Source organism: Shewanella sp. Isolate11, assembly GCF_022398315.1.
Classification (GTDB): domain Bacteria; phylum Pseudomonadota; class Gammaproteobacteria; order Enterobacterales; family Shewanellaceae; genus Shewanella.
Window position 1 is genome coordinate 1,107,598 of the sequence record NZ_JAKEVF010000001.1, and the last position, 15,402, is coordinate 1,122,999.

Below are 15,402 nucleotides of genomic sequence, written 5' to 3' on the forward strand. Positions count from 1 at the left end.
ACAGTTTGTCCCAATTTTTTACCTCATCTAGCGCTGTTTTGACTGTCGGTCAAGGCAAGTTTTTACGTTTGGTGGCACAGATTGCACTAATCTTTTGTCACAAAATTCCATCAGTAAAATCATGATCTGGATCAATGTACTCTTAATCAGTTTGTAGCTTAATGCGCTATATATTGTGTTTTGGTATTTAATTATCACTATATATGGTGTTTATTTAAACGTTACTTAGGGAGGTATTGAACAATGCCAGTAGTTATTAAGCGGGATGGTTACCGCACGCCTTTTGACGAAACAAGGATTAGAGATGCAGTGGTCGCCGCTGCTAACTCAGCAGGTATTGATGATGTTACCTACGCAGCCCAAGTCGCCAGTCAAGTTACCCAAGCTTTAGCGCATCTGGAAGAAGTGGATATTCATGATCTACAAGATGCAGTTGAAAACCAATTGATGGAAGGGCCTTATAAGTCCCTTGCTCGTGTGTATATCGAATATCGTCATGATAGAGATGTCCATCGCGAAGTCAGTAGTCGACTCAATCGCGATATTCGTGGTTTGGTTGAGCAGAGTAATGCTTCTTTATTAAATGAAAATGCTAATAAAGACTCTAAGGTGATCCCGACTCAGCGCGATCTGTTAGCTGGTATTGTGGCTAAGCATTATGCTACTCGTCATATTTTGCCAAAGGATGTGGTGTCGGCTCATGAATCTGGCGAGATCCATTATCACGATCTTGATTACGCACCATTTTTCCCTATGTTTAACTGTATGCTGATCGATCTGTCCGGCATGTTGGTTCAGGGCTTTAAGATGGGTAACGCCGAGATTGAAACCCCTAAGTCGATTTCTACTGCGACAGCTGTGACCGCGCAAATTATCGCGCAAGTGGCCAGCCATATTTATGGTGGTACCACGATTAATCGTATCGATGAAGTGCTCGCACCGTTTGTGGCCAAAAGTTACGAAAAGCATTATCAAATTGCTCTCAAATGGAGTATCACTGACGCCAAAGCCTTTGCGACTCAGCAGACGGAAAAAGAGTGTCACGACGCATTCCAATCGCTTGAGTATGAAGTTAATACTCTGCATACCGCTAATGGACAAACCCCATTTGTGACCTTCGGTTTTGGTCTGGGGACTTCTTGGGAATCGCGTTTAATTCAAGAGTCGATGTTAAAAGTGCGTATGGCGGGACTGGGCAAGAACCGTAAAACGGCGGTATTCCCAAAACTGGTATTTGCGATCCGCGATGGCATTAACCATAAAGGCGGTGATTGTAACTACGATATCAAGCAGATGGCACTGAAATGCGCCAGCATGCGTATGTACCCCGATATCTTAAATTATGAGCAAGTCGAAAGAGTCACTGGCTCATTTAAGACCCCGATGGGATGTCGCAGTTTCCTTGGTACTTATGAGGAAGAGGGCGAGTTGATCCATGAAGGCCGTAACAATTTAGGTGTAGTGAGTCTTAATTTGCCTCGTATGGCGCTTGAAGCTAAGGGCGATGAAGCCGAATTCTTTGCCATTTTAGATAAACGTCTAGTGGTGGCTCGCCGCGCACTCGATACGCGTATTGAACGTCTGCAAGGGGTAAAAGCCCGAGTCGCACCTATCCTTTATATGGAAGGCGCTTGTGGTGTTCGTCTTCGCGCTGACGATGATATCAGTGAGATTTTTAAAAATGGCCGTGCATCAATTTCGTTAGGCTATATTGGCTTACATGAAACGGTGAATGCACTTTATGGTACAAATACTCACCTGTTCGATAGTGAGCAGCTTCGTGCTAAAGCCATTGCGATTATCGAGTATCTAAAAGCAGCAACGATTCGCTGGCGTGAAGAGTCTGGTTATGGCTTTAGTCTGTACAGTACGCCAAGTGAGAACCTTTGTAGTCGTTTCTGTAAACTTGATACTAAGGCGTTCGGCGTGATTGATGGCGTAACCGACCGTGGTTATTACACCAACAGTTTCCATCTTGATGTCGAGAAGAAAGTGAATCCTTACGATAAGCTCGATTTCGAAATGCCATATCCGACTCTGACCAGTGGTGGTTTTATCTGCTACGGTGAGTATCCGAATATGCAGCACAATATCGAAGCGCTAGAAAACGTATGGGATTACAGCTATAGCCGCGTGCCTTACTATGGTACCAACACCCCAATCGATGAATGTTATGACTGTGGTTATACTGGCGAATTTAGTTGTACCAGCAAGGGCTTTACTTGTCCTAAATGTGGCAACCATGAACCAAGCCGAGTGTCGGTTACCCGTCGAGTCTGCGGCTATCTGGGTAGCCCTGATGCCAGGCCATTTAACTATGGTAAGCAGGAAGAAGTGAAACGCCGAGTAAAACATCTATAGTCGGTAGTGAGAAAGCCAAGGCGCCTGTATAGGCGCCTTTTGTGTCAAAAAGGTAAAAGATGAATTATCAGCAATACTTTCCTCTGGATGTGGTGAATGGCCCTGGTTCGCGTGCGACTCTGTTTGTCTCGGGCTGTGAACATCAATGCCGTGGATGTTATAACCAATCTACTTGGAGTCCAGATTCAGGCCATGAATTTGATGACCAGATGGTGCAGCAGATCATCAAAGATTTAAATGACACTCGAATTAAACGTAGGGGCTTATCGTTAACCGGTGGTGATCCGTTATTTCCTCAGAATGTCGACGCGATTTTAGCCTTGGTTAAGCGGGTAAAAGCCGAGTGTCCCGATAAAGATATTTGGTTATGGACTGGCTATCAAAAAGCGGAGTTAACCGATGCGCAAAGCCAAGTTCTCGAATATATCGATGTGCTGGTAGATGGTAAGTTTGAACAATCGCAAGCCGATCCCAGCTTGCAGTTTCGTGGAAGTCGTAATCAAGTGATCCATCAGCTGCATCAATAGTGATATAATGCCGGATTGAATTCGCCAATCTGGACAGATTTAATCTGCAAACCTTGGCAATAAAGTTATTTTTTAAGGCAAAACAATGAATTTAAAGCAAGAGTTACAGCAGCTTAATGATCGTCTGGATAAATATCGTCGTAAACTCGCCGCTGCAGAAAAGCGCGGTGATCACGCGGTAATTTTACAATTTAAGCAAGAGATCAATGCCGTAACTAAGCAGATTGCTCATGTAAAAAATCAGCAAACTCGACAATTAAACAAAAAAGGTACCGATGTGAAATCTTTACCTTTTAGTCGAGAGCTGACTAAGGCTGAACAGGCCGATATGGGTAAATTAAAGAAATCGGTTCGCGGGCTGGTGGTTGTTCACCCAATGACAGCTTTAGGTCGTGAAATGGGCTTGACTAAAGTCACTGGTTACGCTCCCAAAGCATTTTAAGATGCCAGTTTATGTCGAATGAGTGAGCAAGGTCATATCACTCATTCGACTGACAGCGTATCTTTGATGCACTTTCCAATACACAATGAAGGTGAAGCAGCAACCAACTCCCGTTGTTGGCTATTTCACTGATAGGCAAAAACACATAGAATGCTCGGTCTGAGAATAAGGTAGCTGGTTTCCCTTATCATTTCATTATCGCTACGTCTCTGACACAGCAAGCAGTAAAGGTTATTTCATGTCGATTAAGTATGTCGCCACTTCAAAACTACCCACGCCATGGGGCGTGTTTGCCATGCATGGATTTGAAGATACTGACACAGGCAAAGAACATGTTGCGTTAACGTTCGGCGAGCTGGATGCCAATGCGCCTATGCTGGGGCGTATCCATTCGGAATGTTTAACGGGTGATGCACTGTTTAGTTTACGTTGTGACTGTGGTTTTCAGTTGCAGACGGCAATGCAAAACATTGCTGAAGCGGGACAGGGCTTTATTCTTTATTTACGTCAAGAAGGTCGTGGTATTGGTTTATTGAATAAGATCCGCGCCTATGAGCTGCAAGATCAAGGTGCCAATACGGTTGAGGCTAACGAGCAATTAGGCTTTGAAGCCGATATGCGTAAGTACGACATGATTAAGCCTATGATGGAGAAAATTGGTGTGCAGCAAGTGAAGCTGATGACCAATAATCCACGCAAGGTAAAAGCAATGAAAGAACTTGGTATTCAAGTAATTGAACGTGTTCCGCTGCAGGTGGGTAAGAATCGTTACAATGAAGCTTATCTTAAAACAAAGTCGACTGAGCTTGGTCACATGATGTCTGAGCATCACTTTGCTAAACAGGGTGATAGCGAAATTTAGCTTTGAGCAGAAATTAATACATTAGCTAGCTTTGAGCATAAATTAAACATTAGCTAGCTTTTAAAGCTGCTTAATAGCCAAAAAGCCAATCTTTAGGGATTGGCTTTTTGTTTATATCGCCTCTTAATTAGGCTGATTTTTACCCCATATATCGGCATTGATGCCGCTTGGCTTGTCTTCAACTGCTTTATCTTTAATGCCTGTTTCTGCATAAGGCTTAGGTGCTGGTAGAGGTAAGTTATTCATCTTTAAATAAAGATATTCGACTTTTTCTCTGGCCCAGGGGGTTTTGCGTAGAAATTTGAGGCTCGATTTAATACTGGGGTCGTGGTTGAAGCAGCGAATATCGATACGGGCACCTAACTCCTCCCAGCCGTAGTGATCGACTAAGTCATTGAGCAAGTCTGCGAGTTTAATTCCATGTAATGGGTTGTTAGCTTGTGTCATCGATATCGTATTGTCTGTGTGAATTAGCCTAATTGTATCAGCTATATTCGACGCCGAAAAACAAAATGCCTGCCAGTGTTTGCGGGCAGGCATTGAATCGTTAACTGTTTACAATATTACTCAGGTTTTTGTTCAGTCAGTTGTTGGTAACCACCACCATTATGGGTGTGGCTAAAGCCAAGTTCGACCAGGCTAGATTGCGCAATGCTGCTACGACGACCGCTGCGACAATAAAGCACGACCTGTGTATCTTTGGCTATTTTACGTTTGGTAAACTCCTCGGCAATTTGCTCATAAGGAATGTTTATCGCATTAGCGAGATGACCCTGGCTAAACTCTTCAGGTGTACGTACATCGACCACTAGCGCCCCTTGGTCGATCATCTTCCAGGCGATTTCGCCCGCTTCATCTTTAGCAAAGCTGGCAGAAGAGAAACCTAAAGCAGCAATAAACAACAATGCGATAAACGATTTAACTCGATTTAAAATTAGTGGCATGGGCGCTCCAATATAATTACAGGTTGAGATTAAGCATTGGGTTTTCCGAGGGCGATTTCGGCTTCACTCTTCATGCCAAATTTTTTCATGATCATGGCTGCCGGGCAAAACCCCGTAAATGCACTTTGAAATAGATTAGCGCCAACAAAGACGGTAAGCCAGATAAAGTTGTGATTCACTAATGCAGTAAGTACTAATGATAGCAGTACCATAAAACCGGCAAAGGCGAAGATTGAACGTTCGATAGACATGATAAGCTCCTTAATTTTGCGTGTTAGTTTGTTGCTTTATTGACGGGTTTATTACGCATCACTGCGTAAAACAGCACAGGTATCACAATTAGGGTTAATAGGGTGGATACCAAGATGCCAAAAATTAAGCTAATGGCTAAGCCGTTAAATATAGGGTCCGACAAAATGAACAGTGCGCCAATCATTGCTGCTAACCCGGTTAACATGATGGGTTTCGCCCGCACGGCACCTGAATGAATAACGGCTCGCTCTAACGGGACTCCTGATGCGGTTTCTTGATTAATAAAATCCACTAATAATATGGAGTTACGAACAATAATCCCCGCAAGAGCAATCATACCTATCATAGAGGTGGCGGTGAACTGTGCGCCTAATAATGCGTGTCCTGGCATAACACCTATGATAGTGAGTGGGATCGGTGCCATGATGATCAGTGGCACGATATAGGATCTAAATTGCGCCACTACTAACAGGTAAATCGCAATCATGCCCACCCCATAAGCGATACCCATATCACGGAATGTCTCATAGGTGATTTTCCACTCGCCATCCCATAACACGGCAATGTTATCTAGCCCTGCTGGTTGGTTGACGAAATGCTGCTCAAACCCCAGCCCTTCAGGATCATCTATAGCTGAGGCCATTTCAAACATCCCGTATAAGGGACTATCTAAGGGGCCTGCCATATCGGCTACTACCATGATCATCGGGATCATATTTTTGTGGATGATCGCCGCATCGATATGGGTTTTATTAATATGAACCAACTCTGAAACGGGCACTGAGCCGCCATTTTGACTTTTTAGGCGTAGATTGAGCACCTGTTCTAAATCGACTTTAGCGCCTTCATCCAACTGTAGCTTAATAGGAATAGGAGTATTTCTATTAGGCTTGTGTAGGTAGCTAACCTCTTTACCGCCCACGGAAGTGGCAACTAATTGGACGATATTATTGTAAGGCACACCTAAAATACTGGCTTTGGAGCGATCGATATTCACCTGCCATTTCTGCTGTGCGGCAGGGAGGTAAATGTCAATGTCGACCACATCTTGGGTCTGTTTAAACAGCTGTTGCAACTGCTGCGCCGCAGTTTCTCGTAGTGCGTCATTTGGCGCATACACTTCAGCTAAAATTGGCGACCAAACCGGCGGTCCAGGGGGGACTTCGACCACTTTGACATTAGCGTTGTATTGCATAGCCACTGGTTGTAACGACTCTCTGACTTCAACAGCGATACTGTGGCTATCGCGATGACGCTCGGATTTATCGACTAAGTTAACTTGGATATCGCCTATTTCTTGGCTTTGTCTTAGGAAGTAGTGACGCACCAAACCATTAAAGTTCATCGGTGCACTGTTACCTGCGTAAAGCTGGTAATGTTCAACTTCCTCAAGATGATCTAGTTTCTGTCCCAAAGCCTTTAATACACGCTGGGTTTGCTCCACAGGCGTCCCTTCAGGCATATCGACCATAATTTGAAATTCTGACTTATTATCGAATGGCAGCATTTTTAGCACCACCAATTGCTTTATCGGCAAGGCGATAGCTATCGCTATTAATAGGGCGATAGCGGCAGTGAGTCCTAAACGTGCTTTAGCTGCATGGTCGCCAACTACAAAGGGTGAAATAAGCCAAGTAAACAGATTCATCATCGGATTCGAGCTGGTATCTGTCTCGTCTTTATGTGGTTTGTGACCCTCATTTGTTAGCAGCTTAGCCGCTAGCCAAGGGGTAACGATAAAGGCAATGGCCAACGAGATTAACATCCCCATACTGGCGTTGATAGGGATCGGACTCATATATGGGCCCATCAGGCCAGATACGAATGCCATTGGCATCAATGCTGCGATCACCGTCAGTGTCGCTAATATTGTCGGGCCGCCAACTTCGTTTACTGCAATGGGAATAAGCTCGGTAAATGAGCGTTTACCCAAAGCCATGTGTCGGTGAATATTCTCGACCACGACGATGGCATCATCGACCAAGATCCCAATTGAGAAAATCAGTGCAAACAAAGAGATACGGTTGAGTGTAAATCCCCAAGCCCAGGAGGCGAACAGAGTTAATGCTAAAGTAATAATAATGGCGATACCCACGACGATGGCTTCGCGCAGCCCCATGGCTAAGAAGACTAAAGTCACCACCGCAGTGGTGGCAAACACTAGCTTCAACATCAAGGTGTTGGCTTTATCACCGGCTGTTTTACCATAGTTACGAGACGTGGTGAGCTGGATATCTTTGGGGATCAGTATATTTTCGACTTTGTCGATGCGAGTTAAAATGGCGTCGGCGATATCGACGGCGTTTTCACCTGCTTGCTTACCGATAGCAATGGTGACCGCTGGATAGCTGGCTTGTTTGTCACTGTGCCAGACGTTCTGTGTCGGAATGTCACTGTTAAGAGTGATATTAGCGATATCGCTTAAATAGACAGGTGAACTGTTCCCTGATTCATCTTGATATACGGCAACAACCAGTTGCTCAACTTCTTGTTGGGAACTTAAAAATTGCCCAGTTTGAACTTTAATTTCTTGATTGTCTTGAGTCAGTGAAACAGGCTGTGACACATGGTTGTTACTGGCCAAGCTTTGGCTGATGTCGTCATAGGTTAAGCCGTAAAAGTTAAGCTTAGTGGGGTCGATACGCACATTCAGGCTAATATCGTGACGGCCTATGGTATAGATCTCACCTGTACCTGGAATACGTTTAAGTTCGGTTTCTAATCCTTTAGCCACGTCGGTGAGTTGCTCAGTGGAGATATTGTTAGATTTAGACCAAAGTGTCAGGCTAACAATAGGCACATCATCGATACCACGAGGCTTGATCTGTGGTTGACCTACACCGGCCTGAGTCGCCACCTTATCCATATTGGAATACACCTGATTATACAGGGTCACAATGGCATCATTGCGCGGAATTCCCACCTCGAAAATCACGATAAGCATAGCGCCGTCGGGTTGCGAGAATGAGTATAAGGTATCTACGCCTTTAATTTGTGACAACACCTGCTCCATGGGATGAGTGACGACACGCTCAACTTCACTGGGGCTGGCACCAACAAAGGGGATATAGACGTCGGCAAAGGTCACATCTATCTGTGGTTCTTCCTCTTTTGGAGTGACTATTACGGCGAATAAACCCAATAATAGCCCGAGTAAGGCTAGCAATGGTGTAATGGCACTGAGTTGGAATAGAGCTGCCAAACGGCCAGAAAATCCCAATTTAGTGTGGGCTGGATTTGGGGTGTCGCCTTGATTGATCTGCTTAGAAGTCATCTTATTTATGGTTCCTCAATACGGCTCAAGCCCATTATTTATCTAAATTAAGTAGTACTTGATAAGCATCGGCGGCGATAACATCTCCCACTGTCAAGCCGGATAACACTTCATATTGGCCGTCAATCATGGTGCCTAAACGGATCTGACTGAGTTGATATGAGCCGTGCTGCTGAAGATAAACGGCGCTCATCTCATTTTGAAAACTGATAGCCGATTTAGGCACAGTAATGACCGATCGTTCTCCGGTAATAAATTGAGCTTTAACCCACATTCCGGGCATTAGATTTGGCTGGTTTTTGGGGAGATCGATACGCGCCTTATAGCTGTGACTACTCGGATCGGCGAATGAAAAAATTGTGAATTTATCAGACAGTAATTGTTGACCATCATTGAGGCTAATTTTCACCTGTGATTGTGCTCGTAACGCATCTAAATATCTTAGTGGGATATAAGTGACCGCGCGCATCTGCTCGGTAGAAAATCCACTGAGTAATGCTTGGCCTGGGGCAACGGTTTCACCTTGTTCCACATAACGCTGAGTAACGACACCTGAAAATGGCGCGCTAACGACGGTGTACTGCAGTGATTCATTTGCTTGAACAATACGTGCTTTGGCGGCACTGACCGCTTGAGCCGTTGCTCTGGCGTTGGCAATCACTTGATCCATATCGCCTTGTGATATAGCCCCTTGAGGAAACAGCTGCGCATAACGGCTACGTTGTTTTTGCGCTTCTTCATTTTGGGCGACAGCTTTAGCATATTCGGCTTCTGCTGCGGCTAATTCGGCTCCTTGGGCTTTGCTGGTTATTTCAAGTAATGCCGCGCCCTGAGGCACTATGTCATTGACATCATAATTGATCTTGATAATACGCCCAGAGGTTTGTGCTGAAACGGTCGCAGCCTTGGTGGCTTCGAGTTGCGCATCCAGTGTGAGACGTTCTGGTTGCGTTTCTGCAACAATAGTAATAGTCGCGATAGGCTCTGCCGATGCAGAAAACACAGCGAATGTAAGCAGAAAACCCATTAATACTTGTTGTTGAATACCCATATTGTAACTGACCTTTTCTAACTTCATAAGAAAATTCTAATGGAGTTTGGTGTTAATCGCAATCTTTTATTAGAAAAATACGATGGAGCTATACTCCTGTGATAGTGTTATTTTTAGCCGCTGTTATTCAATGAGATTTTGCTCTGCGATGTGAGTCTGTATATGGCTGCTTAAGTCTTGATATTAGGTTGCCAGAGCTCTACTTTGTTACCGTCAGGATCGATAAACCAACCAAATTTTCCAAACTCTGAGTCTTCGGTTTCTCCCATCACTTGTGCGCCACCTTGCTGCACTTGTAGCAAGGCTTGATGAAGGTCATCGACAATCAGGTTAAACATGAAATGACTGTTTGAAGGGGTGAAGTAATCAGAATCTGACGACATAGGAGTCCAGACACTGTAGCCGCTGCGGGCGAGGGCAGTTAGATTGTCTAAATAGAAGGCTGCACCACCCCAGTCTTCAACGGGCAATTGCAGGTGTGTTTGATACCAAAGTGCCAGCTTTTTCGGATCGGGACTTTTAAAAAATATTCCTCCTAAACCAATTACTTTGGCCATAATCTCCCCCTAGTCATTAACGGTCTTATTAACTGTAGAAAAGATTTTTAAGAAGCACAAAAAAACCGCACTAAAAGTGCGGTTTTTAAACGGTGATTAGAGCGACAATTTAGAAGCTATAGCTGTATTGTACTGAGTAGTAGATACCGCTAGATTCGGTAATTGCATTTACAGGACCGGTAATTGCGCTGTTTTCAATCATGTTCACTTCATCGCCTTTGATGTAGGCGATACCAAAATCAAGGGTGTTGTGTAGGTTAATATTGTAGCTCATACCTGCTGTGAACCAGTTACGGTCTGAGTCAGGGAATGAAATTGAGCTGATTTCATCAACAATACCTTGGTCATGCATATAGCCTGCACGTACTGTGAATTGATCGTTGATGGTGTAAGTACCACCGACACTGAATAACCATGAATCTTTCCATTTGTACTCTTTCAATGCAACTGAACTCACTGCTGGAAGTTGAGTGCCAGCGAGTTGGCCTGTTGCAATGGTATTGGCGCCATCTTTAGCCGTGATCTGCTCAAAAACACTCCATGAAGTGTGCTGTACAGTGTAGTGAACGGCAAATTTAGGGGTCAATTGATGGAAACCGGCGAATTGGAAAATATCCGCTAATGGCACATCTAGGCTGTCAAATGAAGTTGCAATGACTTGGTTACCCAAGCCTGCAGCAGACAGGTCCTGAGTAGTAATGGTATTGATGTCGCCTTTTACATTAACGGTTGGGCTGAAGCGATAGCTCACACCGAAACGGTTGTCTTGATCTAGCTCGAAGGTTGCACCTAGGATACCGCCAAATGCCCAGCCATCGGCATCAACATCGACTAATGGCGTGGCTCCAGCATTGCGAGTTAACAGACCTTCACCATAAATGGCATCTATGCCTAAACCAATGCTGAACATGTCGTTGATGCGGTAAGAAATACTGGTATTGAAGTTAACAGTAGTCACTTCAGTTTCACCCAGCAGGTCAAAAGGTGCTGCTGCTTGGTTTTTTGATAAAGAGCTAGCATCGGTACCGGTACCGAAGTTAGAAAATGCAGCAAATCCGACAGCAAATTTGTCGTTAATAGGATGAATATAATACAGGTTAGGGATAGCTTTTGAAGTACCTGCATCGTCGATGCTGCCTAAATCTACAGCACCGCCAGCAAAGTTCACGTCTTTAACATCAACGCTGATATCGGCATAGGTTAAACCTACAGAGATAGCGTCTGTATCGAACAGCGCCATTGCCGCTGGGTTACGAGAAAGTACTGATGCGTTATCAGCAATGACGGCGTCACCAGCAAATGCACGGCCAATACCGGTTGCTGATTGGCTGTTTAATTGAAAACCTGAAGCCATAACTTGTGAACTTGCAAGTGTTACGGCAACAGCTAATAGCGTCTTGTTAAATAATTTCATGATTCATTCTCATTATTATTGGCCTCTGTTTATATGAATCGGCATATACCATCCACAGAGATCCATTTTTAGTCTGCTGCATAGTAGGGATGTGAAGAACGGCTAACAACTCCGACCAGTGTCTAAAATTTGTTTGTTAATTGTTATAAATTTGAGTGGTAAGAGGAGTGTGGCGTTAAGCTTGTTTTAATTTTGCTGCATAGCCTTAACCACTGGGGATTTCAGGGGTTATGCCGTTTCTAAGTAGGTTAATTTTTTGTAAATAAAAATACCAAAACAGCCAAAATTGAAACAAATAAAAAAAGCGTACACGTGTACGCTTTTTGTGATTTCTGTCAACTTTTTTTGTCGATTACAGTTTGTCGATTACAGTTTGGCGTTAAACAGTTTGAACTGCTCTGTTATCTGCGCGCTGGGTTTAGAAATTAGACTCACCACTATTCCCGCCAGTGTCGCAAAAGCAAAACCTGGCAAGATTTCATATAGATCAAATAATCCACCGCTGGCTTGTTTCCATAGCACTACGGTGACAGCACCCACTAGAATCGTTGCAATCGCGCCATTACGACTATATTGCTGCCAAAACAGTGACAAGATAACCACAGGGCCAAATGCAGCGCCAAAACCTGCCCAAGCGTAACTCACTAAGCCTAATACACTGCTATCAGGATTAAGTGCAATAACACCCGAGATAACCGCAATGGCCAACACACCAATACGCCCTACTAGCATCAGTTCTTTACTGCTGGCTTGTGGACGCAACCATTTTTTGTAGAAATCTTCGGTGATCACGCTAGAGCAAACCAGCAATTGTGAATCGATTGTACTCATAATGGCAGAAAGAATAGCCGCCACTAGTAATCCCCCAATCCAAGGATTAAAAGCTGCGTGGGCTAAGTGGATGAATACCGTTTCTGAATTTTCCAATGGTGTTTTCGCGAAATAGAGGCTTCCGGCAATGCCTGTTGCAAGCGCACCAATTAAGGCGACGATCATCCAGCTCATGGCGATGCGTCTGGATAACTTAAGCGCATCTGGGCTGCCGATGGCCATAAATCGAGATAAAATATGCGGTTGGCCGAAATATCCTAAGCCCCAAGCCAGCAAAGAAGCTAGGCCTATAAAGGTGGTGTTTTCGCTAAACATCGACAGCATTTGAGGATCGAGCTGTTTTAAACCCGTTTGGGTGGCGGGCTCCGAAAAAATAGCCATAGGCACAAACAGTAGCGCGGCCAACATCAGACAACCTTGGAAAAAATCGGTCCAGCTCACGGCAAAAAAACCACCCACAAAGGTATAAGCCACAATAATAATGGAGCCGATAATAAGGGCGATGGTGTAATCTAAACCAAAGACTTTTTCAAATAAGATGGCGCCACCGACCATGCCAGAGGAGGTATAGAAGGTGAAGAACAATAAGATGGTGACGGCCGAAATTAGCTTGAGAATGCCTTTTTTATCATCGAAACGTTTTTCGAAAAAATCAGGTAGGGTGAGGGCATTATCGGTAAATTGGGTATAGATACGTAAGCGTTTGGCGACGAAAAGCCAGTTTAGCCAGGCGCCGAATACTAGGCCGATACCAATCCATGATTCGCCCAGACCGCCAAGATAAATTGCCCCAGGCAAACCCAATAACAGCCAACCGGACATGTCCGAAGCGCCGACGCTAAGTGCGGTTACTGCTGGCCCCATAGAACGGCCACCTAAGATATAATCGTCAACTGAGTCAGTGGCTTTATAGGCCCAAAGGCCAATTCCCATCATTAACACGAGATAGCCAACAAAAGTAATTAAGATTGGTAATTCAATAGTCATGCGTAAGCCATTTTTATTGTTATGTTGAAGGCGTGTTGAGCTTCGTTGTTATTTCTACTGCATTAGCACTTTTTCATGTGGAATAACCACAGTTCAAAAGCGCTGCTGTGTATCAATATCAAACATGAACTCGGGATGATGAGTGTCGAAAAATTTAAATTTAACAAGCTAAATCAACGATACAAGTGATTAGTTTGAAAATAAAAAATCTATTCAGCGGCTCTGTTTATCACTCGCTCAGGTTATCTAATAAACTGCTGCAAAAAACTTCAAAGCTCAACGCGTACTAATTAGCAGTCGCAATAATTTTTAAGGTCGTTGTTGCAGGTTAAAAACGTCGATAACAGCGTAAAATTTTGGATGCAGTCAGGCGACTTCAAGAAAATTTTACTCTTATTGCCAATATTTTTAGTCGCAATGGGTCGCGATTTATTATTGTGATTGCGAATCTTTAAAGCCGTTATGCTAGCAAGAATTTGACGTAGATCACAATAACTGAGTGATTAAGAGCATGTTGGCGCTAGTGCGAGTTTATGAAACTGGCTATCTGTAGCGTAAAGCCTGCTATCGATAGCCATAGTGGAGTAAATTTATTGAAGCCATGAAGTTATGTGACATTAAATAAAGGCTTGTTTTATTTCTTCTTTAACATCGCTTAATTCATTTTTGTTTTCGGCAACCAGTACTAAATAGGCGTTATCAGCATTAAATCCCATACCTTGGTATCGTTTATCGGCAAAGCTCGGTGCTAAGGTCATTCTCTGCTCTTTAGGCACGATAAACACGCTAACCTTGCCTTGTTCGGTTTGCATTACCAGATGAAGGCTCCTGACACCTTGGAAATCACAGTAGGAGCTGTAGAGCACTCGGCCAGGCTGTTGGGTAAAGTGTGCATGGTTTAAGCCGCTCAGTGAGGCTAATTGGGTATTGATGCTATTGAAGCTGATGTTTTGCTCGCTCTGCATCGCCTTGACCTCATGATAAACATGAGCAAGGGCGTGTTGGCCTAAATCGACAGGTGAAAGTCGTAGCAAGCTGAAACCTATCCCAGCAATAAAGGCAATCGAGGCGGCTAAAGTAACAACAAAGCCGATTTTACGTCTTTGCTGCTGGTGACGATGTAGTTGTTGGTTGAGTAATAACTTGGCTTCTAATCCTTCGGGTAGCTCGACTTTCATGGCCGCTTCGAGCTGTTTATCTAACTGTTTTAGGTCATTCACGAAGGTGACTCTTTGATCTGATGCCTGCATTGCTGCCAAAAACTCGGCTTGTTGATTATGTGGATTCGCATAGGCTTCGCGGCGGAAGGTTAATTCATCCATGTGAATGCCCCTTATTGTGCGTGTCGTCAAGCATCTCCTTGAGCTGATTTCGCGCTCTAAATAGACGTGTCATAACGGTATTTCGGTTCAGTTGTAATATGTCTGCGATTTCATCGCCACTAAAACCGCCAATCACTTGTAAAATCAATGGGTCGCGGTATTCCACTTCCAGACGGCTTATCTGTTTTCGCACAATATGTTGTTCCATATTGTCTTCTGAAGAGGGTGAATGCGTATCTTCGAGAGACGATTGTTCTATGTCGCTATAGTTAAACTGCTTACGCTCGAAGCGGCGGGCATTTTCACGTCTTAAAATGGTGATCAGCCAAGCTTTAGCGGCTTTATCATCTTTTAAGGATTCTAAAGAGCGCCAAGCCCTAAGAAAGGTTTCTTGAGTGATATCTTCAGCAATATGTTTATCGCCGCAAAGCCAAAAGGCATAGCGGAACAGATCGGCATGAAGTGCCCTGACAAGGCTATCGTAGCGTCGTTGTTTACTTAGCATGTCATTATTGACCGAGGCTTTAGCAGTTTTATTGCGGGCAATGTTAAACATTTTTCCCTCTTGCTCGACTCGC

Annotated in this window: 14 protein-coding genes; 4 read left to right on the forward strand and 10 right to left on the reverse strand. The window is 44.1% G+C overall.

Annotated elements, in window-relative coordinates:
• Window positions 1–243 precede the first annotated feature (243 nt).
• The 4 genes from nrdD to ribA all read left to right on the forward strand — a co-directional run bounded on the left by nrdD (window position 244) and on the right by ribA (window position 4,192).
• Complete coding sequence (gene nrdD / locus L1D21_RS04785) at window positions 244–2,361, forward strand: anaerobic ribonucleoside-triphosphate reductase (RefSeq protein WP_239844074.1); 2,118 nt, start codon at window positions 244–246, stop codon at window positions 2,359–2,361.
• 59 nt (window positions 2,362–2,420) lie between these two features.
• Complete coding sequence (nrdG, locus tag L1D21_RS04790) at window positions 2,421–2,888, forward strand: anaerobic ribonucleoside-triphosphate reductase-activating protein (protein ID WP_239844075.1); 468 nt, start codon at window positions 2,421–2,423, stop codon at window positions 2,886–2,888.
• A gap of 85 nt (window positions 2,889–2,973) precedes the next feature.
• The gene (locus L1D21_RS04795; RefSeq protein ID WP_239844076.1) at window positions 2,974–3,330 is read left to right on the forward strand and encodes a YibL family ribosome-associated protein; all 357 of its coding nucleotides are present in this window, start codon (window positions 2,974–2,976) and stop codon (window positions 3,328–3,330) included.
• 238 nt (window positions 3,331–3,568) lie between these two features.
• The gene (ribA, locus tag L1D21_RS04800) at window positions 3,569–4,192 is read left to right on the forward strand and encodes a GTP cyclohydrolase II (protein ID WP_239844077.1); all 624 of its coding nucleotides are present in this window, start codon (window positions 3,569–3,571) and stop codon (window positions 4,190–4,192) included.
• Between the two features lie 123 nt (window positions 4,193–4,315).
• On the opposite strand, the gene L1D21_RS04805 is transcribed toward ribA, so the two are convergent.
• The 10 genes from L1D21_RS04805 to L1D21_RS04850 form a co-directional block, all read right to left on the reverse strand.
• Window positions 4,316–4,639 (reverse strand): VF530 family protein, encoded by a 324-nt coding sequence (locus tag L1D21_RS04805; RefSeq protein ID WP_239844078.1) that lies wholly within the window; start codon window positions 4,637–4,639, stop codon window positions 4,316–4,318.
• A gap of 116 nt (window positions 4,640–4,755) precedes the next feature.
• Entirely contained in the window at window positions 4,756–5,136 is a 381-nt protein-coding gene (locus tag L1D21_RS04810; protein WP_239844079.1) for a rhodanese-like domain-containing protein, read from the reverse strand.
• 29 nt (window positions 5,137–5,165) lie between these two features.
• The gene (locus L1D21_RS04815; RefSeq protein ID WP_239844080.1) at window positions 5,166–5,387 is read right to left on the reverse strand and encodes a DUF2892 domain-containing protein; all 222 of its coding nucleotides are present in this window, start codon (window positions 5,385–5,387) and stop codon (window positions 5,166–5,168) included.
• Between the two features lie 23 nt (window positions 5,388–5,410).
• The gene (locus L1D21_RS04820; protein WP_239844081.1) at window positions 5,411–8,662 is read right to left on the reverse strand and encodes an efflux RND transporter permease subunit; all 3,252 of its coding nucleotides are present in this window, start codon (window positions 8,660–8,662) and stop codon (window positions 5,411–5,413) included.
• 34 nt (window positions 8,663–8,696) lie between these two features.
• Window positions 8,697–9,713, reverse strand: a complete 1,017-nt coding sequence (locus L1D21_RS04825; RefSeq protein WP_239844191.1) for an efflux RND transporter periplasmic adaptor subunit — start codon at window positions 9,711–9,713, stop codon at window positions 8,697–8,699.
• A gap of 170 nt (window positions 9,714–9,883) precedes the next feature.
• Window positions 9,884–10,270 (reverse strand): VOC family protein, encoded by a 387-nt coding sequence (locus tag L1D21_RS04830; RefSeq protein WP_239844082.1) that lies wholly within the window; start codon window positions 10,268–10,270, stop codon window positions 9,884–9,886.
• Window positions 10,271–10,379: 109 nt separating this feature from the next.
• The gene (locus L1D21_RS04835) at window positions 10,380–11,684 is read right to left on the reverse strand and encodes an outer membrane protein transport protein (protein ID WP_239844083.1); all 1,305 of its coding nucleotides are present in this window, start codon (window positions 11,682–11,684) and stop codon (window positions 10,380–10,382) included.
• A gap of 366 nt (window positions 11,685–12,050) precedes the next feature.
• Window positions 12,051–13,502 carry a sodium/proline symporter PutP gene (gene putP, locus L1D21_RS04840; RefSeq protein ID WP_239844084.1) on the reverse strand — a complete coding sequence of 484 codons (1,452 nt, stop codon included), beginning with the start codon at window positions 13,500–13,502 and terminating at the stop codon, window positions 12,051–12,053.
• A 617-nt stretch (window positions 13,503–14,119) separates the two neighbouring features.
• Complete coding sequence (locus L1D21_RS04845) at window positions 14,120–14,824, reverse strand: DUF3379 family protein (RefSeq protein ID WP_239844085.1); 705 nt, start codon at window positions 14,822–14,824, stop codon at window positions 14,120–14,122.
• The gene (locus L1D21_RS04850) at window positions 14,817–15,380 is read right to left on the reverse strand and encodes a sigma-70 family RNA polymerase sigma factor (RefSeq protein ID WP_239844086.1); all 564 of its coding nucleotides are present in this window, start codon (window positions 15,378–15,380) and stop codon (window positions 14,817–14,819) included. The genes L1D21_RS04845 and L1D21_RS04850 overlap by 8 nt, the downstream gene beginning before the upstream one ends.
• Window positions 15,381–15,402 lie beyond the last annotated feature (22 nt).

Bases quoted from the DNA above. Each gene is read 5' to 3' on its own strand.
- L1D21_RS04815 (WP_239844080.1), bottom strand. From the start codon at position 5,387: ATGTCTATCGAACGTTCAATCTTCGCCTTTGCCGGTTTTATGGTACTG.
- L1D21_RS04805 (WP_239844078.1), bottom strand. From the start codon at position 4,639: ATGACACAAGCTAACAACCCATTACATGGAATTAAACTCGCAGACTTG.
- ribA (WP_239844077.1), top strand. From the start codon at position 3,569: ATGTCGATTAAGTATGTCGCCACTTCAAAACTACCCACGCCATGGGGC.
- L1D21_RS04835 (WP_239844083.1), bottom strand. From the start codon at position 11,684: ATGAAATTATTTAACAAGACGCTATTAGCTGTTGCCGTAACACTTGCA.
- L1D21_RS04830 (WP_239844082.1), bottom strand. From the start codon at position 10,270: ATGGCCAAAGTAATTGGTTTAGGAGGAATATTTTTTAAAAGTCCCGAT.
- L1D21_RS04795 (WP_239844076.1), top strand. From the start codon at position 2,974: ATGAATTTAAAGCAAGAGTTACAGCAGCTTAATGATCGTCTGGATAAA.
- nrdG (WP_239844075.1), top strand. From the start codon at position 2,421: ATGAATTATCAGCAATACTTTCCTCTGGATGTGGTGAATGGCCCTGGT.
- nrdD (WP_239844074.1), top strand. From the start codon at position 244: ATGCCAGTAGTTATTAAGCGGGATGGTTACCGCACGCCTTTTGACGAA.
- L1D21_RS04820 (WP_239844081.1), bottom strand. From the start codon at position 8,662: ATGACTTCTAAGCAGATCAATCAAGGCGACACCCCAAATCCAGCCCAC.
- L1D21_RS04825 (WP_239844191.1), bottom strand. From the start codon at position 9,713: ATGGGTATTCAACAACAAGTATTAATGGGTTTTCTGCTTACATTCGCT.
- L1D21_RS04845 (WP_239844085.1), bottom strand. From the start codon at position 14,824: ATGGATGAATTAACCTTCCGCCGCGAAGCCTATGCGAATCCACATAAT.
- putP (WP_239844084.1), bottom strand. From the start codon at position 13,502: ATGACTATTGAATTACCAATCTTAATTACTTTTGTTGGCTATCTCGTG.
- L1D21_RS04810 (WP_239844079.1), bottom strand. From the start codon at position 5,136: ATGCCACTAATTTTAAATCGAGTTAAATCGTTTATCGCATTGTTGTTT.
- L1D21_RS04850 (WP_239844086.1), bottom strand. From the start codon at position 15,380: ATGTTTAACATTGCCCGCAATAAAACTGCTAAAGCCTCGGTCAATAAT.